Genomic DNA, 22828 nt, shown 5'->3' on the forward strand with positions numbered 1-22828 from the left:
CCTTTATTGCTGTATAGAATAACAAGGAGATTACTCGTTTGTCTCTTCTGACGACTCTTCTGCCTTCTTCCGGAATCGTTTCACGAAGCCCATCAGTTGTTCCGGTGTCAGTTCAAGCTTATTCTCATAGACATATTTTGTTCCATATCCGAGTGCAAGGGTCGCGGTCGAAGCAACTCCCGCTGCAATGACGGCACCATACCCCGGAACCAGCTTCGCAATTTGCCGAAAAGCGGTCTTTCCGGAGTTTCCGACGATCGTCACGACAAGTAATTCCTTCGCACTCTCTTTGGATAACTGTCGTTCATACAGATTCGATAACTTGAGCATCAAACCGATTTGAATTGAAGTCAACGGAATGATATCAGCTCCCGGGAACGGCACGGCACCAATCGCCCCAGCGGCTGTTCCGGCACCAACGATCCAGTTGTTGGCGATCTTTCCGCGAACGGTCGGATCCATCTGGCGAACGAACACATTATCCTTGTCGAACTTTTTTAAGATGTCGAGGACCTCCCGGCGCAGCCGATCGATGTTCGTTCCTTCTCGTGCTGATACGGGAATGATTTTCGGTCCTGGTAGTTTTTCTGCAATATGGCGGACGATTGTATCAACATCATTCGTCGCATCCATCTTCGTGACGACAATTAAGACGTTTTGATTATGTTGATAAATCTTCCGGAAATTTTTCGTCTCCGTCTCGGATAAGACGGTACCTGCCGCATTTAAAAAGTAAAGGATGACATCGGCACTTTGATAGTACGTCCATGTCGCTTCCGAGTTCTGTGTATTGGCATCATTCAATCCCGGTGTATCAACGAAGATGACTTTATCTTCCGGGTGCTGTCGAACCTGATCGATGCGAACCGTTTCGCCTGGACGTGCTCCGACCGTTGCTACCTCCCGACCGAGAATTGCGTTTAAGGTCGAGGATTTTCCCGCATTGACGTCTCCGATCAACGCGACGGTCACGTCCTGCTCCAACGATTGATTAAAATCCCGTCGCTCCGCTTCAAACGACTGATCAAAGATTTCCTCCAGTTTACGTTTCCGCTTTTGTTGATTGGTCTCGAGTCCTTCACCAAAAAAATCATCCATCGTGATCCCTCCCCCTTCTTCTACTGTCTGTCTTTTCCCGTTATCCCTTGCTTTCAACACAAAAAGGTAAGTGAACACGATGTCCACTTACCTTCTAAATTTGTGTACTGCGTCGCTCAAGCAACACCGTATCGCGCCATCTGCCGCCGAGCCGACCAATTCGCTCCCGGCGTCCGACTTCTCGAAACCCGAATCGCTCATGAAGGCGCAGACTCGCTTGATTTTCTGGGAAAACTTGCGATTGCAGGGTCCAGATTCCTGCTGCTTCACTTGCTTGAATGACGTCGTCCATCAGGCGTGTGCCGACACTTTTACCGCGTGCTTCTTCTGCGATATAGAGGCTGATTTCAGCAACACCGGCGTATGCCGGGATCGAAGAAAATGGACTTAACGCGACCCAGCCGAGCAGTTGCTCGTCTTCCATCGCAACGAGACGGCTGTGTGCGTGGTGATGCTGCGTCCATTCTTCGTACGGTAATGCTTCCGTGCGAAACGTCGCGTTTTCCGTCTTTATTCCTTGTTCATAGATCCGAACGACTTCCGGATAATCCGATTCTTTCATTAGTCTAATGTGCATGGTGTCTCCTCTGTCCGTTCTATCATCTTATCAAGTTCTATACTTCTAATCGCACTGCCATTTCCCGACCGAATCGGTCCCCGTGGTCGATGAAGCCGAGACTCGCATATAAACGGTGTGCCGCCTGATTATCCGGTCGATAACCGACGACGATTCGTTTCGCTGCGGGTAACATTCGCATCTCGCCAATCACGGCTTGCATCGCCAATCGCCCAATTCCGTTCCCTTGCTGCGCTTGATCGATCATGATGCGGTAAATCCAGTAGCCGTCGAGTTCTTCTAGCTCCGTGTTGTACATCACAAAACCAACGATGGTTTCATCTGCAATGATCGCCCGAAGGACGAGGCTAGGTTCGAACTTCGCTTGCGCGATCGAGTAGACGTTCGCTTCCATGAAGTCCTGTTGTTCCGTCGTCAGCGTCAGCCCACAACACGCTTCCCAGTTCTCTGCTGTTACCGGTACAAGTTGAATCATGTTCATTTCCCCTTTTAGTTAGACGGGAGTTGCCTCCAGCGTCTGTTGATCACATCGTTGCACGGTGATCGCCCCCTTTCCTTCTCTTTCCTATCGGCTGACTCGCTTCATTGTTGAAGGACTGCTGCGTTTTCAAGCACCGCAGGTAGTTCGGCTAATGACGTAATCGTAAACGTCGGCTTGATATCCGTCGCTGGTTTTCCGTCTGGATTAAACCAACAGGTTGCGATACCAGCTTGATTGCCACCTGCGATGTCAGCTGACAAGGAATCTCCGACGATGATTGTTCGCGCCGGGTCGAATTGCGGAATCCGCGCAAACACATGATTGAAGAACCCTGCCATCGGTTTTTGAAAACCTGTCTCCTCTGACACGAAAATCGTTTCAAAGAAGTCTGTTAATCCGGCGCCATCAAGTCGTGCGCGTTGCGTCTTCGAAATCCCGTTCGTGACGACGTACATCGTGACGTTTCCGGCTAGCTGCTCAAGCAGCGCCGTCGCACCGGGAATCAATTCTGTTCCTTGTGCGAGATAGCCGCGATACGTTTCGTCAACTTCTCGTCCGTCGACCGTTCGTCCTTCTTCCGCAAAGAACGTCACGAATCGCGAATGAATGACGTCTTCACGTGTCACTTCTCCCCGTTCGAGTGCTTTCCAAAGCGCTTGATTGAGTGTTTTATAGCGCGCTTCTCGCTCCGGCGTCCACTGCAACTCTTGCTGCTCAAGCAGACGGCGAAAGGCACTCCGTTCCGTCGCTTCAAAATCAAGTAATGTATGGTCAATATCGAATAATATCGTCGTGTAAAACATGTTCAGGCTCCTTTTCGTACGTGTTGTACAGTCGTTGTTTTGCCACCTAGTTGAAATAACAGCACGCCGCCACCAATCAATAGGACACCGAGTGCTTTTGTCCATGTAAACGGAACGGCTTGTAATCCGAACCAGCCGAGCGTATCCCAGAGTAGGGCAAACAAGATTTGCGATACCATGACGATTGAAATCGCACGGCTCGGTCCGAGTTGTTGAACCCCTTGCGTCACACAGAGGACGACACCGACACCAATGATCCCGCTGAACCAAAACCACGTTTGCGCATCTTTTAGTGCAAATAGTTGTGATCCTTCGACGATCAGTCCAATCGTCAGTGAAGCGAGGAACCCGAGTCCAAGGACTAGCGTCGTCGTCGCCCAAGCACCGACATGTTCTTTGACTTTAGCGTTAAACGTGTTTTGAATACAGACGAGCATGCCCCCACAAAGGGCAAGGATGATTCCCGTAACCATGTCGCACCTCCTTCATTCGTAAATGCTTTCTCCGACTCGCTCCATCAATCCGTCTCGATCAATGATTTCAATCGTATGCTGCGTCCGGCGAATCAACCCATCATCGACGAACTGGCGTAAGACACGATTGACATGACGGTAACTCGTTCCGATCAAATCCGCCGCATCGACGAGTTCCTTACTTGCAAAAGCATCCGTATTAGGTGTCATCGACAGCAAATAACTGGCGAGTCGAACTTCGACCGGGTACAACAGATTGAAGCTGAGCGTATGCGATTTCAATTCAAACTTTTTCGTGATCGTCTCGAGTAAAAATAATAAAAAGGCAGGATGATGGACACGTGCCTCTTCCAAATCCGGATAGGCAATCCGTAAGACGGTCACTGGTGTCACGGCCTCGACCGTGTTCATCAAATCAATCTTTCGGACGAACTCAATATCGCCGACGAGATCAAACGGATGCTTGAAGGACAACACGAGACGTTTCCCTGTTGCCGACATATGCGTGATCTTCAATTTCCCTTCGACGAGCAGGTAGAGTTCATGTGCAACATCCCCTTGCCGGCACAACGTCTCCCCTGATGCAAACGTCTGGACGTGCATCGCCTTGCGTAAGCTTTCATCAAAGACATGTGATAACTGATAGCGTTCCAAATAGGTCATCATGTCCGTCACGCTCTCACCCCCTTAGCTCTTTAAGATGAAGATCCCTGCAATCATCATCGCGATACCGATGATTTGTGGTCCGCGCAGTCGCCGCTTTATGACGCCAAACCAGCCTCTGCCGTCAATCCAAAGCGCCAGCGCCAATTGCGCCAGTAAAAAGAGCGAAATCGTCAAGGTCACACCCATCCGGTGGACCGCTGTCATGTTGCTGAATAAAATGATTGCCGCAAAGGCACCGCCAGCTAGATAGAGCGGTTTGACACGTCGCATCGCTGAAAAACTGCGGTCCCGTAAGACGATTGCTAAGAGGATCGCAACGATGAACCCGGTCATCTGAGTAATCGTCGCCGCTTGCCATGTCCCAATCGCTTGACTGATCCTTGCATTGGCAACACTTTGGAGCGTTAAGAAAAAGCCGCCGGCCATCGCAAATAAGATACCACGCATATGCATACTCCTCTCCTGTTCCATGATACTCTCATTTAACGAGAGTCACTCGGATTTGAACAGGACATTTGTCCTGAGATATTCAGAAGTTCAGACTTTATGTTGACTAAAAAGGATTTTATACAAAGCCAAGTGTATCAAAAAAGCGATTCTTCTCAGCAAGAGAACAATCGCTTTGGGTCTAAATGATTTATACTTCTTCTTCCAATCGTTTAATCGCTTCATCTAGCTGTTGCTGATCCTCATCCGACAGCTTCGGGTATTGCGGATCGAGTTCTTTCAATACATCATTCATGACTTCCGTAATAATATACCGCGAGTACCACTCATCATCTGCCGGCAAGATATACCATGGCGCATACGATGTCGATGTCGCCGTGACGAGTTCGGCAAAAATGTCATGGTACTCGTCCCAGTGTTTCCGCTCCTCGATATCATTGAACGAAAACTCGAAGTTTTTCGTCGGATCTTTCAAGCGGTCCAACAACCGCTTTCGCTGTTCTTCTTTTGAGACGTGGAAGAGAAACTTGACGACACGGAATCCGTTCTCAACGAGATACCGCTCAAAGTCATTGATTTGGCGGTAACGCATCTGCCAGACATCCCCGTCACTTGGTTTCTCTTCATCTTCAATCAAATCATGAATCCGGGGCGCGATGACTTCTTCATAATACGAGCGGTTCAAGATGCCGATCTCGCCTTTTCCCGGTAATCCTTCATGGATTCGCCATAGATAATCATGTTTTTGTTCCGTATCCGATGGCTTCTTGACGGAAATTGTCCGAAGTCCCTGCGCGTTCAAGTTGGAAAAGATGTAACTGATGGCTTCATCCTTTCCCGCTGCATCAATCGCTTGCAAGATGACGAGTACTCCGTGTTTTTCTTCAGCATGTAGCCGCCAATGTAATTCCTTCAGCGTTTCAACGCTCTTCGGAATCTTCTTCTCTCGTAACTCCTCTTCTGAAACGGTATGTTCTTCTGACGTCGGATAGTTCGCAAACGAAACTTGCTCGCCTTCCTGAACACGATAGGATGATAGTTTCACGATATGACCCCTTCCTGAATGCCTTCTAAAGGGGGTTTACCCTGCCCACTCACTCTAAAAACGTTCAGATGAACTTATCTTCCTAAAAGAACGCGGACTCCTTCTTCAAGTGTCATCACCGGACGGCCGAGTAACGCTTCAAAATCATCACTTTCAACGGCTAATGTGCCGGCAGCGATATCTGCCTGAATCCCGATCAGCATCGGAAGCAAGAAATCAGGTAATCCGGCTGCTTGCATCCGCTCCCCATATGTCGCACTATCAACCTGATCCAAGACGACGGATTGATTGAGGACCGATCCGACTGCTGATGCCAGTTCTGCTTGTGTGTGCAATGGACCGGACAGTTCATAGATTGATCGCGGATGTTCAAGCGTCAGCCCTGTCGCGATTGCCCGTGCATACTCATCTTGTAATGCCCATCCGACTTTTCCTTCGCCGGCTGCCGTTAACCAGTCTGCGCCTTGCGCAACGGCATCAATCGTTCCGAGCTCATTTTCAAGATACCAGTTGTTGCGGAAAAAGACATACGGAATACCTGTCGCCTGAATCGCTTCTTCGGTGACACGATGTGTCCGTGCGAGTCCGTTCGTGCTGTGTGCCGCATTCGCGATGCTCGTATAGCCGATCAGTTTGACGCCTGCTTCTTTTGCTGCCGTGACAGCGGCTTGGTGTTGCCGGATCCGCGTGCTCTCTTCACCGTCTGTCGAGATGATCAGCAGACGGTCGATGCCTTGAAATGCTTGTCCGAGTGTTTCCGGCTGATCAAAATCACCATGCCGGACGTCGATTCCTTGCGCTGCAAGCGACGCTGCTTTTTCGACGTCACGGACACTAACCGCTACGTTTTCGTTGCCGACTTGTTCACTGAGATGTTGCACGATCCGCGCCCCTAATTTTCCGGTTGCTCCTGTAATTAACCATTTCATGATAAAACCACTCCTTTGAAGTTTGATGTTGTTCTTCATGATACGCCAGGTGATACACTAAAAAAAGTAGGCACTTATCTGAAACTAGGTCCCTCAAAACGAACCAATGGGAGAGGATAAACGTGGCTGTATTCGATTCAACGACCAATCAACGGACGGCTTGTCCGGTCACTCGGGTCCAACAGATGGTTGCTGGCAAATGGAAGATCATCTTGCTCTGGCACCTGACACACGGGACGCATCGTTTTCATGAACTGCAACAATTAACAGGTATCTCTAAAGGAACATTAACGCGTCAGCTTCGCGAGCTCGAGGCGGATGGTTTGATTCAACGACACGTCTTTGGCGAAGTTCCTCCTCGCGTTGAATATTCCCTGACGGATGCCGGACATAGTTTTTTACCGATTCTTGACCAAATGGCAGCTTGGAGTCAGCAACACTTCCAGGGGGAATGATCGTGAGTAACAAAAAAACATGCGCTTCTTCTCGATTCAGAAAAGAAGTGCATGTTGTCATTCATTCCGTCGCTGTCACCGTCTGACGTAGGTGAGTGTCGATGGCTTCAGCAACACGTAATCCGGAGATGACAGCACTCTCGACGCGCGTCCGTCCTGACGCATCATCAGCTTCAAGAAACGCATCACCAGCAAGCCAAAGCGGGTGTGCCGTCAGTTTCAAATGCGGTGTCCGGTAAACCGCGCGTGCCTGGGCGTAACGCCAACGCTTGAGCTGACGCGAGACAATCGTCACCGGTCCGAGTTGCTGTTGTAACAGACGCTCGACTTCAGCGAGTGTCTCTTCTTCCGGACGCTCGTACCAGCCTTCACTGAAGCGGGCTGTCATATAGACGCTCAGGAGTGTCGTCTTCGAAATCTGTTTCTCGGCATTATTGACGAGTTTTAACATCCCATCGACGAGTTGTTCGTCTTGTAGGCCGACTTCCCCGATTGTCAGTCGCTCTTTGATTTCAAACAGACCGACGAACGTCGGCTCGAACGTCACCTGACGTAACTGATCGTGATCGTCATCAGTGAGCGTCAAACGAGAAGTCTGCAACAGTTCATATGCTTGCGGCACCGGTGCCGTCACGAGTAGCGCATCGTACGCACCTTGATGATCCGTCGCCTGTGTGACGAGGTCATTTTCCGTTGCCGTAATATGCGTGACCTGTTCGTTCAACCGGACGGGAATCCCTCGACCAATCGCTTGGACGAGTTGATTCATCCCGTTCGTCGCGATATAGCGTGGAAAATCCGTTCCGAACCACTTGCGGACCCAGCCTTTTTCAAGCCAGTCGTCGACTTCACGTTCCAATTCTTTCGTTCGGACTGTGAAGAAGACGGCACCATGATCCGCTGTTCCTTCATCTATCCGCCGTGTCGCCATTCGCCCCCCGACGCTTTGGCTCTTTTCGATGATTTCAACAGCATGTCCTGCTGCCTGTAATTGACGTGCCGCAAAGATCCCGGCGAGTCCACCGCCGATGATTCCGATTCGTTTTCCTGTCATCTTGCTTCCCCCTCAGATTCCTCATTTCCCTAAGTATAGAGGTTTCTTCCAAGACATGGGTGAATCAATACCCATCCGATATGCTCGTCTGTAATTCCAGCTGGATGAGCGCGATGTTTTCCTCGAAGAACGCCTGGTGCTCTTCTAAGCCACGCTTAACACACCAGCCGACGGCCGTGAGCGCTTCCCATAAACGATAGTATGAAATATACGTCTCGATCGGCACGTCTGGGTGTAACGTCGCGTATCCTTCTTGAAATGCCGTGACGTAAACAGAACCACATGTATTGAGATTACGGACGATCTTCGTGAAGTCCATCTCGACGGCCCCGTAGCGGGTCGTCTCGAAATCGATCACCCCTGTAACTTGATCACCTACCGTCAGTAAATTTGCTAGGCGGAAGTCACAATGTGTGGCAACGGGACGTGAAGGCTCCGGTAACGACTGTTCTCGTCTGACTAACTCATTTTGGATGTTCTCTAAAAAAACCGAATCGAGTTCGGATCTGATGAACGGTAGGAATCCATCGAGTTTTTCATTCCGGAAGCGTCGCCAGTCCTGAACCGGATAGGCATAAAATCCATCTTCCGTATACTCGCCGTAAGCTTCTCCTGTACACGTATGCAGCATTGCGAGCGTTCGACCAATTTCGTACGCCAATTTTTTAGTCATCGTGACCGGTGCCTGTCCCGGTAAGGCAGCAAGCACGAACGCCCCGGTCGTCTGTCCGGGAGCTGCTTCAGCTAAAATGTGCGGTACTGGTACATGTCCTCTCAGTGCATGAATCCAGCCGCGCTCCCGGTGCCACTTTTCCGCCGTATAGGGTCGCTTCAGGAAAATGACCTGACCATCCGCTAAAACGAGACGGTCGACTTCGGAACTATACGATTCGTCAACGGTTGCGTACGCCGCGACATCGAGTTGAAAATGTTCAATCCATTCGTCTCGTGTCATTTCGCAGTGCCCAGCATCTTCTGTAACGTTTCCCCTGGCAGTCCGTCAATCGGTCCGATATAGGTCGATTCAAAGCCGAGTCCCATCAAAATACGACGCGACGCCTCATGCGCTGGATCAATCGTCGCCGTGACGACCTGCAACTCTTCTTCTATCGCTAGCTGTAACAGGCGCTTAGCAATCGCTGTACCGTATCCTTTTCCCCAGTAATCCGGCAGTAACATATAGCCGAGTTCTGCTTCGAACGGCTGGGTTTGACTCCGTGTCATGTGTCCGATCCCAATCCATTCCTCTCCCGCAAACGTGAGGTAGGATCCAAGTTGGTCGTGCTGTTGCTGCTCAAGGATGCGCGCAAAACGCTGTTTCGTTTCTGCCTCCGTTAACGCCTGTTCCGTGATGTAACGCATGACACGTTCGTCTTGCACGAGCGTCGCGTATCGTTCGTAATCGGGCGCTGTCATTTTTCGTAATTCAATCATCTTACTCTCCTTTTCATGTCCGGTAGTCATTGTGAATCGGGCTGAAGACATCTTCCGTCGACGGACGGACGATCGCAAAGTGCTCAACATTGTAGTGTCCGTGTAAGACTTGATTGTGATGTGCGATCATTTGCTCCGGCGTCAGGACATCGGAGCCGTTTGTTGTATGCCCGTCGGCGACGAGTGTGACATCAAAACCATGCACCGTCGCGCTGCGCACCGCGGTATCAATGCAGTGTTCCGTCTTACAGCCTAAGACAATCAGATGGTCAATTGATGCTTGCTGCAGATGATCAAGCAAGGGGGTGCCATGAAACGCATTCGTCGCCGCTTTATCGAACGTGACACTGGACGCTGGAACGGGAATCGAGTCATGGACTGCAAACCCAGGTCCTGTTCCACCGGCGACGTCGAGATCCCGAATAAAGACGACCGGGATGTTCCGATCGTCTGCTTCGAGTACGACCGCTTCGATGACGTGCGCGACTTGTTCTTTTAAGTATACCGGACGTTCTTCCGTATTCCCGTCGACGAGTTCCTGTTGAAAATCAATCACTAGGACCGCTTGTTTCATCGTCGTGTTCCTCCTTGTAGAATGGGTTGCTTGTTCCCTTCCCGTTCGCACGAGCAATCTCCTGCTACTTAAGATTATGAAACTTTTAGGTTTTGAGTTTCGTTAAGAAAAAGGAAAGGATGTGTCTGGATGATTTGGTTTGGCGTCATCTTCTTATGTGTGCTTCTCGTCAATCTGACACTGGAGAAACTGATCATGAACCGGACGATGACAGGGCGCTGGTTCGTACGTAACCTATTCATTTGTCTTGGAATCACCTTATTACTATTCGGAATCGAACGTTATGTCCTATCCGGACTCTAAAAAAAGCAGCTAGCGATTTTCGCTACCTGCTTTTTGGTTTAATAGACTTCGTAGTTTTGCCCCGTCTGTGCCCCTTCGACACTTTTCTCAAACGCCGTCGCAACACTTGACGCCGGAACGGCTTCAAAACCACGGAAGAAGGGTCCGTACTTTTCAAGCGACTCGATCAGTACGTTCGGACTGACACTGTTGATCCGAATACCTCGTGGCATCTCGATCGCTGCTGCATGAACGAACGCTTTGACTCCACCGTTCGCAAGCGCAGCAGATGCGCCTTGACGGATCGGATCGTCCATCATGATACCGGTCGTTAGTGTAAAACTTCCCCCGTCTCGTACGGACTTCAAACCAAGCAAGACGAGATTGACCTGACCTTTTAGTTTACTGTCGATCCCGATTTGATTAAGCTCCGGTGTTAAGTCCGTCAATGGACCAAAATGAGCGCCACCGGTCGCACTGATGACGGCATCAACAGAACCGACCGTTTCATACATCGCCCGGATACTTGCTTCTGATGTGATATCGACTTGTACATCTGCTCCGCTTCGTCCGGCACGAATGATGTCATGTCGCTCACCCAACTGCTCGACGACTGCCTGCCCAATCGTTCCGCTTGCCCCTACTACTAAAATTCGCATGATTCCTTCCCCTTTCACGTCTAGCTTACTTATCTAGCCTACTGCACAGTAGCTGATGGTTTCAAGGAATCTACCGGGTGCGTCTTCAAGAAGACAAGGATTTCATCAAACAGACGTTGTTTATCCCGATCGAGCGTCAGTAAATGTTTACTGTTCGGAAGAAGGACCTTTTTCTGATCTCGGCTCGGCACCGTCGTTTCGATTCGCTCGAGACTTGCATGATAGACGGCATCATCTAAGGCACCAAGGAACAAGGCGATGGGTTGTGTGATCTTCGGCAAGACGACTCCTGTGTCGAGGATGAACTGTTGCAGTGCCTGTAAGTCTTTCTCCGGGCGTAGAAAATGATGGTCAACAAAATCTGCGATCCACTCCGGTGAACGATCGTCAAACTGAAAATACCGTTCTGTATAGCGACGAACGCGGTGCTCAAGTCCGGCAATCGTCCGCTCAAGAATCGGCGTCGAGAGTAAGATGAGTCCTGCACATCCTGACTGCTCTGCCAGTCGAAGTGCCATCACCCCACCGAGTGATTGTCCGATCAAAAAGATGTCGTTGTGCCCTTGATCACGTAAAAACGCGAGTCCGGCTTGCGCGGACTGCCAGACGTCTTCGATCGTCGTCGCAAACAACCGCTCCGGCGATTCCCCGTGTCCGGCATAATTCGGTGCATAACAGGTATAGCCGGCTGTATGTAAAAAGCGAGCGAGACCCCGCATCTCATTCGCACTACCCGTAAAACTGTGCAACAACAAAATAGCAGGTCCAGGTCCTTCTAAGTACAAATCCTTTGATTTGGTGATCAAGCGCGCCCCTCCTTTTCATCTCTTCAGACTTCCTCTACCGAAACACCCTCCCGTAACGATTCTATAATCCGAAAGCCTGGGTAGTTTGCTTCGGATCGTCGTTCGCCAGAGCGGTAATAAGCATTCCAGTAACTGATCATTCGGTCTTCGATCCGCTTCATGTATGCCGGATCATCCTCGACGAATCGCCGCTTCACTTCCGGATCCCATTGCTCGATTGCGGATACGATGATATCAACGATTTCACGGACATACTCACTAGCGAGTTCGATGAGATAGGCGAGGACCCATCCGTCGCGCGGACGAGTTTTAAGTAACTGCTGGAGATAATGCTCACGAACATGACCATCATGGTGACGGGTGTAAAGGCAATATAAAATCGTCTGTTGCGTCGACGTCAACTTCTTAATCCGCTCCGAGTCGATTTCTGAAACGTATACACGCATCGGAATCTGTATCTGTTCGTGCTCTATCTTCACTTTGATTGTCCCTGGTGATAAGCGTCTCCATCCAAACGGTAGACATGCTTTAACGACCCGAACGTCCTGTTCGTACCGTTTAGGAAATGCTGTAATCCATCGGTTCATCTTATTCTCCTCTCATCTAAAAAACTCCAAACGGCAGACGCTTTGATGCGCCTATCATTTGGAGTCGATCTGTTTTCTTATTCAACCGTTACTGACTTCGCCAAGTTACGTGGCTTATCGACGTCACAGTCGCGACCGAGTGCCGCGTAGTATGAGATCAATTGAAGTGGTAAGACAGACAAGAGCGGTGACAAGAGTGGCTCGACTGCTGGGATGACGAATGCATCCGTCGGCAATTCAAGACCTTCTGCTGCGATGACACACGCGTTTGCCCCACGTGCGACGACTTCTTTGACGTTCCCACGGTTGTTGAGGTGAACGTGTGGTTGTGTCACGAGCGCGATGACCGGTGTGTTGTCTTCGATCAATGCGATTGGACCGTGCTTGAGCTCTCCCCCCGCGTATCCTTCTGCTTGGATATACGAGATCTCTTTAAGTTTCAATGCACCTTCCATCCCGACGTACGCATCTTGTCCGCGACCGATGAAGAACGCGTTACGTGACTCAGACAAGTATTCTGTCGCGATTTCTTGGAAACGATCTTTTTGAGACATGACCGATTCCATCGCACTTGAGATTTTACCGAGTTCCTTCATGAGATCGAAGTTAACGGCAACTCCTTTTGCTTGAGCGAGGTCAAACGCAAGGACAGCGAGAACAGCGATTTGAGCTGTATATGCTTTTGTTGAAGCAACGGCGATTTCTGGACCCGCGTGGAGCAATAATGTTGCGTTTGCTTCACGTGACAATGTCGATCCCGGAACGTTCGTGATCGTCAGTGCCGGGTGACCGAGTTTCTTCGCTTCAACGAGAACCGCACGGCTATCCGCTGTTTCACCTGATTGTGAAAGGAAGAGGAAGAGCGGTTTTTCTGTCAATAATGGCATGTTGTATCCGAACTCAGAAGAGATATGAACTTCTGTCGGGATGCCAGCGATTTGTTCAATCAACTGTTTTCCGATCAAACCAGCATGGTAGCTTGTTCCGCAACCGATGATGTAGACACGGTCACGACCGAGTACGAGATCACGGACCGATTGGTCGAGTGTGATGTCGCCTGATTCGTTTTGATATTTTTGAACGATGTTACGGATGACAGCTGGTTGCTCATCCATCTCTTTGAGCATGTAGTGCGCATACGTTCCTTTTTCGATATCTGATGCATCGATTTCAGCCGTATATGCTTCACGCTCTTGAACGTTCCCGTCGAGATCTTGAATCGTAACGCTATCACGCGTCAAGATGATCATCTCACCATCGTGCAACTCAACGAATTGATCTGTTACTTGTAACATCGCCATTGCGTCTGATGCGACAACGTTGAACGTACCATCCCCGAGACCAACGAGAAGTGGTGATTTGTTTTTTGCGACGTATAAGACGTCCGGATTTTCCGCATCGATCAATGCGAGGGCGTACGAACCGTGCAAGACACGAAGTGTTTGACGGAATGCTTCCGCAACATCACCTGTTTCGTTGAAGTTCTTTTCGATCATCTGAACGATGACTTCTGTATCCGTGTCGCTGAGGAGATCGACGTTTAATTCTGCTTTCAATTGTTCATCGTTCTCGATGACACCGTTGTGCACGAGTGTGAAACGTGCTGACGCACTTTGGTGCGGGTGCGCGTTTGGTACGCTTGGCACACCGTGTGTCGCCCAGCGTGTATGTCCGATTCCGACTGTTCCGTCTGCCTCTGCAGGAACGATATCGCGTAGCGCAGCAATCCGGCCTACTTCCTTGTGGACTTGAACGCCATCGTTGACGAATGCAAGACCTGCCGAGTCATAGCCACGGTACTCGAGTTTTTCGAGACCCTTTAATAAAATTTCTTTCGTGTTGACTTGTCCGATCATACCTACGATTCCGCACATGTTACATCTCTCCATTTACAAGTATTTCCCTAAAGAGGAAACGGCTCTTGTTGAGAGGATCCCGATCGGTCTGTTTGTCCGTCCAATCACTTGGACGATTTCAGAACGATTTACGGTACGGATCTGGTACCGGGAGGCATCCGCCGAATGATTCGATAAACCTCCACCTCGTCAGCTTTCTTTCTGCGAAGAAAGCCCTGGCGCTTCTTGTTTCCGTCCGACCCCGTTTCTGTCCGACTTCACCATCATACGAACTTTAATCTGAAAAAGCAAGAAAGGTAACGTATTTGTAACTATTCCCGATATTTTTCTATTCAATACGCATAATCCCTATTTTTTGTAAAAATCTCAAGCTATTCTTCTAAAATAATTGTAAATAAAAGAAGCAGAGCAATCGCTCTGCTTCTAGCTACTTAGTTTTCTTGTAACGCGTAGTTCTCACGAACGACGTTTGCGATCCGCTCAACATATGCATCACATGCTTCTTGTGTCGGAGCTTCCGCCATGACACGAACGAGCGGTTCTGTTCCTGAAGCACGTACGAGGATCCGTCCGTTACCCGCCATCTCTGCTTCGACTTCAGAAATGATGGCTTGCACGGCAGGACCGCTCATTGCACCGTTTTTGTCGGAGACACGGATGTTGACGAGACGTTGTGGGAAGATTGGCATCTCAGCTGCGAGTTCCGATAACTTCTTCCCTGTCGCTTTCATGATTTGCAATAACTGGACGCCTGATAACATACCGTCACCTGTCGTTGAATAATCCATGAAGATGATGTGACCCGACTGTTCGCCACCGAGCGTGTAATCGTTCTTCCGCATCTCTTCGACGACGTAACGGTCACCGACTGCTGTCTGAAGCGCCGTCATGCCGTTTTCTTCGACGGTTTTATGGAAACCGAGGTTACTCATGACTGTTGCGACGATCGTGTTGTCTTTTAGACGACCGAGTTCGTTCAAGTATTTCCCGCAGATGAACATGATTTTATCACCATCGACGATATCGCCGTTCTCATCAACTGCAATCAGACGGTCACCGTCGCCATCAAACGACAGACCGACGTCTGCCCCCTTCTCTTTGACGAAAGCAGCAAGGTGTTCAGGATGTGTTGAACCAACACCATCGTTGATGTTCAAACCGTTCGGCGTCGTTCCGATCGTTGAGACTTCCGCTTCCAAGTCACCGAACAGACGTGGCGCGAGGCTTGACGTCGCCCCGTGTGCACCGTCGATTGCGACATGGATGCCTGAGAAATCTTCATCCGATGTCTGACGAAGCATATGCAGGTATTTTTGTGCACCTTCATAGTAGTCATGGACAAAACCAAGTTCTGTTCCGGCTGGGCGCGGTAATGTATCTTCCGCTTCATCGAGCAATGCTTCGATTTCAAGTTCTGTTGCGTCATCAAGCTTAAAGCCGTCTGAACCGAAGAACTTGATTCCGTTATCTTCAACTGGATTGTGTGACGCGGAGATCATGACTCCTGCTGTCGCATCCATCGTTTTTGTCAGATAGGCGACGCCCGGTGTCGAGATGACACCGAGACGCATGACTTCTGCCCCGATCGATAATAACCCTGCGATCAGTGCGTTCTCAAGCATTTGACCCGATACGCGTGTGTCACGTCCAATCAAGACTTTCGGTCGCGTGCTTTCGTGTTTCGTCAACACGTAACCGCCTGTCCGTCCAAGACGAAATGCGAGTTCTGGTGTCAGTTCTACGTTTGCGACGCCGCGTACGCCGTCAGTTCCAAAATACTTACCCATGTGTTAGTCCTCATTTCACTAATTTGTTTTAATTGGTCGGAACGGATGTCCGGGGAACGGCTTTTAACGTGACATCCATGTTATCTGGACGCAAGACATCAAACGCTTTTGATGTCTGGTAGGAAATCGGTAATCCATGCGTTCCTTCCTTTAGTCCCGTCACATCGATGACCGCTTTGATGTCCGTCGCATCGATCGATGCTAAATCAGACTCTTTCCCTCGGACGATGACATCGACCGTTTGGTTATAATCAATCGTATATTTCGACTCGTCAAATCCGTTCAGTGTCACCGGCACGCCTGAGATTGTTTTCTCGGCCCGATCTTCGACGGTTTCCGTCGTCGCTTTCGCATTTTCCTTCTCGACGACGATATTGACGGTGATACGTGTCGGATCCATCGCCGTTGCATTTTCCGGTTCAACGAGTTTGACGGTTTTTTCCGTCGTCTTCGTTAATCCTTTCAAGGAAACGGTCTCCGTATCGACAGAACCGATTCGTTCGAGTTCTTCTTTTGAGCCATACAAACGGGCTTCCGTCGTGACCGGTACGATCTTAACGACTGTATAACCCTTTTTAACGCTATCTTTCGTCTTGACGTTAATCGGAACGGTTTTACTTTCCTTATAGACCGGTACCGTGATTTCAAGTTGTTCTGGACGATACGCCGCACTGATCGTATTTCCATTCGCGTCCGTCGCTTTGGCATTAAACGTTTCCTTGAACGTTTCAGCTCGACCTGTGACGTCGATCGGGACTTGAATGGCTGAGATCGCCTGCAACTTCTCAGCACCACCGGTCACTTCGACCGTTTGTTGGTTCGGTTGGGCTTCCCCCACGACGTACCCTTCAGCAATTTTATTTTTATTCAGCAACGCGACCTGAACCGGAACTTCCTTTGTAATCTTCTTATCGAGGAAGACTTCAATCGTCTCTTGTTTCGGCGTCACCTCGACATCTTTTCCGAATCCTGTCGGTGTGACACGGACACGATGATAGCCGGGGTCAAGTCCTTCTAAATCAATCGTTAATCCAAAATCCTGGACGAGCCGGAGCATCGTCAGACTACTCGAGGGACCCTTGACGGTCACCTCCATCGTATTTGGAATATTATAGGCGACCCACTGCGATTCATCATACTGGACCGTGACAGATACGTCAAATTTCGTTGATCCTTGTCCTGCAATCGGTAACAGACTAGCGGCGTCACTTTTTCCCGTCGGATTCGATCCGGCGACCATCAAATACAGCATGACCGCTAGTGCGATTGCGACGATCCGTAAGAACCAGCGTTCATTGAACCACTTTTCGAACATTATTTTTTCGCCCCCATCCAGTTCAAGAAGGAAGTATTCGTCGGTTCGACCTTAACGATCGTTTCAAGTAATTTCGCCCGGAGTGACTCTTCGTCGAGCTCACGATACAGACGTCCATTGATAGCAAGGGAGACGCCTCCCGTTTCCTCCGAAACGACGAGCGTGACGCTGTCCGTCACTTCACTGACACCGATTGCAGCGCGGTGACGTGTTCCGAGTTCTTTCGAAATATGTGCACTCTCAGAAAGCGGTAAGTAACAGGCAGCAGCAGCTAACTTACCTTGCTGGACGATGACAGCACCGTCATGAAGCGGTGTATTCGGTATGAACAGATTGATCAACAACTGACTCGTGATTTGTGAACCGAGCGGAATCCCTGTCTCGACGTATTCACTCAGCCCTGTCTCGCGTTCAATCGTCACGAGTGCGCCGATCCGGCGTTTTGACATGTATTGAGCAGACGATACGAGCGCATCGACGATTCGGACTTGTTCGTCCTCATCACTGATCGCACTACGCGAAAAGAATTTACTCGTTCGCCCAAGATGCTCGAGTCCACGTCGAAGCTCAGGTTGGAAGATGATGATGATACCTAATAACCCGTAGGTGATGATTTGATTGAGCAAGAATTGTAATGTTTTCAGACCAAAGAATCCGCTCAGGAACCAACTGATCAAGATGACCGAGATTCCTTTAATGAGCTGGACGGCTTTTGTCCCTTTGACGATGATCATCAAACGATAGATGACGAACGTCACGACCGCGATATCAATGACATCATTAATATAATCGTACCAATGTACGTTTTCTCCCAGTTTCAACAATTGAAATTGAAGTGGTTGCCAGTTGAAGTCATTCACCAACCGTGCCCCCTATCTCATCTGATTTAAACAGTTTCCATTATAGCACAAAGGGACGAGTACGACTCGTCCCAGATAATTATTGAAATAGACGTTTGATTCCGTACCACACGCGCTCGAATAATTGATCAATCTCCTTGATTTCTCCCGTCACACTACCGGCACTCGCCGTGTAGGCTTTTCCATCGACGGTCATGACATCACCATTGACTTTTCCTTCGATCCGGACGTTTCCACCTTCGACGTATAAATCCTGATCGACCGTGACGCCTTTTGGAACGACGACCTCACCATTTTGAGCGACGATGCCCGGTGCATTCGTATACGATAAGTCATGTTCTTCCTGTGCCATGTAACCCCCGAGACTACCGACGGATAATAAGAGGAAGACAGCCGCTGCAGCGAGCAACGGATACTGTTTCATCTTCCCGCCGAAACGAGACGATTGTGGTTGGTGCAGCAAGGCGACGTTCGGCGTGTCCACCTGGTCGGGCAATTGTGCCAGCACGCGGGATGTAAAATCTGCCGATAGCTTAGGTGCCGGAAGTTGACGCAGCCGAGCATCAAGGAGCCGATACTCTTCGAACTCGTCCATCGCATCTGCTTCCCGTAGCTCTGCTTCTAATCGTTCAAAATCCTCGGGTGGTTGATTGTTGTCTAAATAATCCTGAATCCGTTCATGTACATGCTCTCGTGACATGGTGAGTTCCTCCTTCTCATCGTTTACCAAAATGCTTCTTCAGCGCTTCCCGTCCACGATGAATTCTAGTTTTGACAGTAGCGACAGGTAAATCGATCATTTCACTGATTTCCTTTAGCGAAAGATCCTCTACATATTTCAGAACGAGTGGGACACGGTATTTTTCTGGTAAAGCCGCAATCGCATCCCCGACTTCGTTTCGTTGCTCGTTATCGACCACTTGGTCCTCTGGCAAAGTGTCCTTGGTCTCAAGCTGTGAATACAAGGTCAGTCCTTCAGTACCTGACATCTCAGCATCAAGAGAATAATCCGGTTTCTTTTTCCGTAACCGGTCAATCGAGACGTTCGTGACGATTCGGTATAACCAAGTCCGGAACTTCCATTGTGCATTATACGAATCAATTTTCGTAAATACACGGATGAAGGCTTCTTGAGTCGCATCCTCCGCTTCCATTCGATCGCGCAAGACGCGGAAAGCCACAAGAAAGGCACCTTCCTTATATAGATCAACAAGTGCCGCAAATGCGTCGCGGTCCCCCTGTTTCACCCGCTCAATTAAGCGTAGTGTCGTTTCTTCCACTTTAAATACCCCCCGCTCTATGCGGTCAATCTCTTATACGAAGTCGACCGATAAATGTTTCAACTCTTTTTAAATTGTAACAAAAAAACTTGAACCCCGATGAAAAGAGTTCAAGTTCTATCCATTATTTTACTAAATGTTTTGTTTCCATTGCCAGGAGTAAATCCCCAATTAATTCATTGGCAAGTTCGGCCGTTCCGTTTCCTTCTTCAAGCAACGGATTGACTTCGACGAATTCTGCCGCAATGAAATCATCTGCTGCTGCGCAATGCTTGAGCACCGTCTTTGCATCGTCTAAGAAAATACCATCGGCGACACGTGTTCCGGTTCCGACGACGAGTGATGGATCTAGACCATCCATATCGAAGCTAAGATAGAACGCATCCGTCGTTTCCTTCAAATAAGCAATTGCTTCTTCCATGATCGCGTCCATTCCCCGAGTTCGGATCGCTTCCATATCATAGACACGAATACCAAGACGATCGATCAGCTCTTGTTCCCCTGGATCAACGTCACGTAATCCGATGAAGACGAGGTGTTCCGGTTGCAGCTTGATATCTGTCCCTCCGACTTCCGTTAAACGCTGATGTCCTTCCCCAAGGGCTACAGCGAGCGGCATACCGTGGATGTTACCAGACGGTGATGTTTCCGGTGTATTCAAATCACCGTGTGCATCGAACCAGATGACGCCAAGACGTGGTACAGTCTGACGTAACCCAGCAATCGTTCCAATCGCCATGCTGTGATCGCCACCAACTAACAACGGAAAACGTTGTTCCGATAACGCGTCACGTACGATCAGGTGCAAGTCATTCGTCGTATGGACGACGCCTTCAAGACGTTTCAGCTTCGGATCTTCTTCCCGGACTGCATCCTCGGATAAAACAGCCGCTTCCCCGTAGCGTACTGCTTCTTGTCCCCGTGCTTCGAGTGTCGCGAGTAGACCCGCTTTTTCGACAGCTGCAGGTCCATGTTCTGTCCCCGGCTTTCCTTGTCCATAACGATACGGTACGCTGATATACGCAATGTTCATCGATATTCCCCCTATATCTTAGTCACTTCTATATGTATTGTAAGCGGTAACAAATAGGTGGTTCAACTCGACAAAAAGACGCATGAATATACAAAAAAAAAACACCGTGAAGGGAATCACGGTGTTCTTACGTACGTACTCTGGTTATGCGTGGCATTTCATATAAAAAAAACTTAAGACGAACGAAACTCGCTTAAGATCTTTTAAATAAAGTTGGTGGAGCCTAGCGGGATCGAACCGCTGACCTCCTGCGTGCAAGGCAGGCGCTCTCCCAGCTGAGCTAAGGCCCCGAAAATAAAGCGGAAGACGGGATTCGAACCCGCGACCCCGACCTTGGCAAGGTCGTATTCTACCACTGAACTACTTCCGCAAGAAATGAGCCATGCAGGATTCGAACCTGCGACCCTCTGATTAAAAGTCAGATGCTCTACCAACTGAGCTAATGGCTCGACATGGTGGGGGGGGGCGGATTCGAACCGCCGAACCCGAGGGAGCGGATTTACAGTCCGCCGCGTTTAGCCACTTCGCTACCCCCCCAGTTTGTCTAGGAAACTATACAATTGAGAAAAACAGTGCCGGCAACAGGAGTCGAACCCGCGACCTACTGATTACAAGTCAGTTGCTCTACCAGCTGAGCTACACCGGCACAAAAAGTATAATGGTGACCCGTACGGGATTCGAACCCGTGTTACCGCCGTGAAAGGGCGGTGTCTTAACCGCTTGACCAACGGGCCGTTGGCTCCGCAAGTAGGATTTGAACCTACGACCTACCGGTTAACAGCCGGTTGCTCTACCGCTGAGCTATTGCGGAATAAATATGCCTGGCAACGTCCTATCCTCACAGGGGGAAGCCCCCAACTACTTTCGGCGTTCAAGTGCTTAACTTCCGTGTTCGGCATGGGAACGGGTGTGACCACTTGGCTATCGTCACCAGACGATCGGGCTCGCGCCCTCAAAACTGAAGTCATCAACAAGCATCTGCTAGAACAAGGCCTCGACCGATTAGTATCACTCAGCTCCACATGTCGCCATGCTTCCACCCGTGACCTATCTACCTCATCGTCTCTGAGGGGTCTTTCTTGATTACTCAAAGGGAAATCTCATCTTGGAGGGGGCTTCATGCTTAGATGCTTTCAGCATTTATCCCGTCCGCACGTAGCTACCCAGCGATGCTCCTGGCGGAACAACTGGTACACCAGCGGTGCGTCCATCCCGGTCCTCTCGTACTAAGGACAGCTCTCCTCAAATTTCCTGCGCCCACGACGGATAGGGACCGAACTGTCTCACGACGTTCTGAACCCAGCTCGCGTACCGCTTTAATGGGCGAACAGCCCAACCCTTGGGACCTACTCCAGCCCCAGGATGCGATGAGCCGACATCGAGGTGCCAAACCTCCCCGTCGATGTGGACTCTTGGGGGAGATCAGCCTGTTATCCCCAGGGTAGCTTTTATCCGTTGAGCGATGGCCCTTCCATGCGGAACCACCGGATCACTAAGCCCGACTTTCGTCCCTGCTCGACTTGTAGGTCTCGCAGTCAAGCTCCCTTCTGCCTTTGCGCTCTACGAATGATTTCCAACCATTCTGAGGGAACCTTTGGGCGCCTCCGTTACTGTTTAGGAGGCGACCGCCCCAGTCAAACTACCCGCCTGACACGGTCCTCCAGCCGGATCACGGCTGCGAGTTAGAGACTCTATGCATGAAGGGCGGTATCCCAAGGGTGACTCCTCCGAAGCTGGCGCTCCGGGCTCGACGTCTCCCGCCTATCCTGTACATCATGCACAAAGCCTCAATATCAGGCTGTAGTAAAGCTCCATGGGGTCTTTCCGTCCTGTCGCGGGTAACCTGCATCTTCACAGGTACTATGATTTCACCGGGTCTCTCGTTGAGACAGTGCCCAAATCGTTACGCCTTTCGTGCGGGTCGGAACTTACCCGACAAGGAATTTCGCTACCTTAGGACCGTTATAGTTACGGCCGCCGTTTACTGGGGCTTCGGTTCAAAGCTTCGCTTGCGCTAACCCATCCCCTTAACCTTCCAGCACCGGGCAGGCGTCAGCCCCTATACGTCATCTTGCGATTTAGCAGAGACCTGTGTTTTTGCTAAACAGTCGTTTGGGCCTATTCACTGCGGCTCTACTCATGTAGAGCGTCCCTTCTCCCGAAGTTACGGGACCATTTTGCCGAGTTCCTTAACGAGAGTTATCCCGCGCGTCTTAGAATTCTCATCTCGCCTACCTGTGTCGGTTTACGGTACTGGCGCCTTCCCCCTCACTAGAGGCTTTTCTTGGCAGTGTGAAATCGTGACCTACGTCCCTACGGGACTCCGC

General features: G+C 49.9%; 25 protein-coding genes, 7 tRNA genes and 2 rRNA genes. 2 read left to right on the forward strand and 32 right to left on the reverse strand.

Translation table 11 applies throughout. The annotated features are described in order from the left end of the window. Positions 1–30: 30 nt before the first annotated feature. The 9 genes from ACRPK8_RS09490 to ACRPK8_RS09530 all read right to left on the reverse strand — a co-directional run bounded on the left by ACRPK8_RS09490 (position 31) and on the right by ACRPK8_RS09530 (position 6519). Positions 31–1098, reverse strand: a complete 1068-nt coding sequence (locus ACRPK8_RS09490) for a YcjF family protein (RefSeq protein WP_432238012.1) — start codon at positions 1096–1098, stop codon at positions 31–33. A 94-nt stretch (positions 1099–1192) separates the two neighbouring features. Continuing rightward, a complete protein-coding gene (locus ACRPK8_RS09495; protein WP_432238013.1) occupies positions 1193–1675 on the reverse strand; it encodes an N-acetyltransferase family protein in 483 nt (160 codons plus the stop codon). Positions 1676–1712: 37 nt separating this feature from the next. Continuing rightward, positions 1713–2150, reverse strand: coding sequence for a GNAT family N-acetyltransferase (locus ACRPK8_RS09500; RefSeq protein WP_432238014.1), 438 nt, complete (start codon positions 2148–2150; stop codon positions 1713–1715). Positions 2151–2257: 107 nt separating this feature from the next. Beyond that, positions 2258–2959, reverse strand: a complete 702-nt coding sequence (locus ACRPK8_RS09505; protein ID WP_432238015.1) for a YjjG family noncanonical pyrimidine nucleotidase — start codon at positions 2957–2959, stop codon at positions 2258–2260. Positions 2960–2961: 2 nt separating this feature from the next. Further along, positions 2962–3432, reverse strand: a complete 471-nt coding sequence (locus ACRPK8_RS09510; RefSeq protein ID WP_432238016.1) for a DMT family transporter — start codon at positions 3430–3432, stop codon at positions 2962–2964. Between the two features lie 12 nt (positions 3433–3444). Next, positions 3445–4098 (reverse strand): Crp/Fnr family transcriptional regulator, encoded by a 654-nt coding sequence (locus ACRPK8_RS09515; RefSeq protein WP_432238039.1) that lies wholly within the window; start codon positions 4096–4098, stop codon positions 3445–3447. A gap of 21 nt (positions 4099–4119) precedes the next feature. After that, positions 4120–4545 carry a DMT family transporter gene (locus ACRPK8_RS09520; protein WP_432238017.1) on the reverse strand — a complete coding sequence of 142 codons (426 nt, stop codon included), beginning with the start codon at positions 4543–4545 and terminating at the stop codon, positions 4120–4122. A gap of 190 nt (positions 4546–4735) precedes the next feature. After that, positions 4736–5590, reverse strand: a complete 855-nt coding sequence (locus tag ACRPK8_RS09525; protein ID WP_432238018.1) for a PPK2 family polyphosphate kinase — start codon at positions 5588–5590, stop codon at positions 4736–4738. Between the two features lie 74 nt (positions 5591–5664). Beyond that, on the reverse strand, positions 5665–6519 hold the full coding sequence (locus ACRPK8_RS09530) for an SDR family oxidoreductase (RefSeq protein WP_432238019.1): 855 nt from the start codon (positions 6517–6519) through the stop codon (positions 5665–5667). 122 nt (positions 6520–6641) lie between these two features. On the opposite strand from ACRPK8_RS09530, the gene ACRPK8_RS09535 reads away from it, so the two are divergent. Then, the gene (locus tag ACRPK8_RS09535; RefSeq protein WP_406748345.1) at positions 6642–6974 is read left to right on the forward strand and encodes a winged helix-turn-helix transcriptional regulator; all 333 of its coding nucleotides are present in this window, start codon (positions 6642–6644) and stop codon (positions 6972–6974) included. A 61-nt stretch (positions 6975–7035) separates the two neighbouring features. Here ACRPK8_RS09535 and ACRPK8_RS09540 read toward each other — a convergent pair whose 3' ends face one another. The 4 genes from ACRPK8_RS09540 to ACRPK8_RS09555 all read right to left on the reverse strand — a co-directional run bounded on the left by ACRPK8_RS09540 (position 7036) and on the right by ACRPK8_RS09555 (position 10036). Continuing rightward, positions 7036–8028 carry an NAD(P)/FAD-dependent oxidoreductase gene (locus tag ACRPK8_RS09540; protein WP_432238020.1) on the reverse strand — a complete coding sequence of 331 codons (993 nt, stop codon included), beginning with the start codon at positions 8026–8028 and terminating at the stop codon, positions 7036–7038. Positions 8029–8092: 64 nt separating this feature from the next. Beyond that, a complete protein-coding gene (locus ACRPK8_RS09545) occupies positions 8093–8983 on the reverse strand; it encodes a phosphotransferase family protein (protein ID WP_432238021.1) in 891 nt (296 codons plus the stop codon). Next, the gene (locus ACRPK8_RS09550) at positions 8980–9462 is read right to left on the reverse strand and encodes a GNAT family N-acetyltransferase (RefSeq protein ID WP_432238022.1); all 483 of its coding nucleotides are present in this window, start codon (positions 9460–9462) and stop codon (positions 8980–8982) included. The genes ACRPK8_RS09545 and ACRPK8_RS09550 overlap by 4 nt, the downstream gene beginning before the upstream one ends. A 13-nt stretch (positions 9463–9475) precedes the next feature. Continuing rightward, positions 9476–10036, reverse strand: coding sequence for an isochorismatase family protein (locus tag ACRPK8_RS09555; protein ID WP_432238023.1), 561 nt, complete (start codon positions 10034–10036; stop codon positions 9476–9478). Between the two features lie 129 nt (positions 10037–10165). On the opposite strand from ACRPK8_RS09555, the gene ACRPK8_RS09560 reads away from it, so the two are divergent. Further along, the gene (locus tag ACRPK8_RS09560; RefSeq protein WP_432238024.1) at positions 10166–10339 is read left to right on the forward strand and encodes a hypothetical protein; all 174 of its coding nucleotides are present in this window, start codon (positions 10166–10168) and stop codon (positions 10337–10339) included. A gap of 38 nt (positions 10340–10377) precedes the next feature. On the opposite strand, the gene ACRPK8_RS09565 is transcribed toward ACRPK8_RS09560, so the two are convergent. From ACRPK8_RS09565 to ACRPK8_RS09655, 19 genes are all read right to left on the reverse strand, one after another. Continuing rightward, positions 10378–10977, reverse strand: a complete 600-nt coding sequence (locus tag ACRPK8_RS09565) for a short chain dehydrogenase (protein WP_432238025.1) — start codon at positions 10975–10977, stop codon at positions 10378–10380. Positions 10978–11015: 38 nt separating this feature from the next. Further along, positions 11016–11783, reverse strand: coding sequence for an alpha/beta hydrolase (locus tag ACRPK8_RS09570; protein WP_432238026.1), 768 nt, complete (start codon positions 11781–11783; stop codon positions 11016–11018). A 23-nt stretch (positions 11784–11806) separates the two neighbouring features. Beyond that, positions 11807–12370 carry a hypothetical protein gene (locus ACRPK8_RS09575; RefSeq protein WP_432238027.1) on the reverse strand — a complete coding sequence of 188 codons (564 nt, stop codon included), beginning with the start codon at positions 12368–12370 and terminating at the stop codon, positions 11807–11809. Between the two features lie 77 nt (positions 12371–12447). Then, positions 12448–14244, reverse strand: a complete 1797-nt coding sequence (glmS, locus tag ACRPK8_RS09580) for a glutamine--fructose-6-phosphate transaminase (isomerizing) (protein WP_432238028.1) — start codon at positions 14242–14244, stop codon at positions 12448–12450. Between the two features lie 413 nt (positions 14245–14657). Continuing rightward, positions 14658–16013 carry a phosphoglucosamine mutase gene (gene glmM / locus ACRPK8_RS09585; protein WP_432238029.1) on the reverse strand — a complete coding sequence of 452 codons (1356 nt, stop codon included), beginning with the start codon at positions 16011–16013 and terminating at the stop codon, positions 14658–14660. Positions 16014–16041: 28 nt separating this feature from the next. Then, entirely contained in the window at positions 16042–17328 is a 1287-nt protein-coding gene (locus ACRPK8_RS09590) for a CdaR family protein (RefSeq protein WP_432238030.1), read from the reverse strand. Next, positions 17328–18188 (reverse strand): diadenylate cyclase CdaA, encoded by an 861-nt coding sequence (cdaA, locus tag ACRPK8_RS09595; RefSeq protein ID WP_432238031.1) that lies wholly within the window; start codon positions 18186–18188, stop codon positions 17328–17330. The genes ACRPK8_RS09590 and cdaA overlap by 1 nt, the downstream gene beginning before the upstream one ends. Positions 18189–18267: 79 nt before the next feature. After that, positions 18268–18888, reverse strand: a complete 621-nt coding sequence (locus ACRPK8_RS09600; RefSeq protein WP_432238032.1) for an anti-sigma factor — start codon at positions 18886–18888, stop codon at positions 18268–18270. Between the two features lie 16 nt (positions 18889–18904). Continuing rightward, the gene (gene sigW / locus ACRPK8_RS09605; protein ID WP_432238033.1) at positions 18905–19468 is read right to left on the reverse strand and encodes an RNA polymerase sigma factor SigW; all 564 of its coding nucleotides are present in this window, start codon (positions 19466–19468) and stop codon (positions 18905–18907) included. 124 nt (positions 19469–19592) lie between these two features. Next, entirely contained in the window at positions 19593–20501 is a 909-nt protein-coding gene (gene rocF, locus ACRPK8_RS09610) for an arginase (protein ID WP_432238034.1), read from the reverse strand. Positions 20502–20715: 214 nt separating this feature from the next. Continuing rightward, positions 20716–20791 (reverse strand) — tRNA-Ala (locus ACRPK8_RS09615). 8 nt (positions 20792–20799) lie between these two features. After that, positions 20800–20871 (reverse strand) — tRNA-Gly (locus tag ACRPK8_RS09620). A gap of 6 nt (positions 20872–20877) precedes the next feature. Continuing rightward, positions 20878–20950, reverse strand: a tRNA-Lys gene (locus ACRPK8_RS09625). 4 nt (positions 20951–20954) lie between these two features. Next, positions 20955–21038: transfer RNA gene (locus tag ACRPK8_RS09630), tRNA-Tyr, on the reverse strand. Between the two features lie 36 nt (positions 21039–21074). Further along, positions 21075–21147 (reverse strand) — tRNA-Thr (locus tag ACRPK8_RS09635). A 13-nt stretch (positions 21148–21160) separates the two neighbouring features. Further along, positions 21161–21235 (reverse strand) — tRNA-Glu (locus ACRPK8_RS09640). Between the two features lie 2 nt (positions 21236–21237). After that, positions 21238–21312: transfer RNA gene (locus ACRPK8_RS09645), tRNA-Asn, on the reverse strand. 8 nt (positions 21313–21320) lie between these two features. Then, positions 21321–21436: ribosomal RNA gene (rrf, locus tag ACRPK8_RS09650) — 5S ribosomal RNA — on the reverse strand. A 47-nt stretch (positions 21437–21483) separates the two neighbouring features. After that, positions 21484–22828 (reverse strand): 23S ribosomal RNA (locus ACRPK8_RS09655); the annotation flags it as partial.

It is taken from the genome of Exiguobacterium sp. TDN 0502 (assembly GCF_050846835.1).
Taxonomy (GTDB): domain Bacteria; phylum Bacillota; class Bacilli; order Exiguobacteriales; family Exiguobacteriaceae; genus Exiguobacterium_A.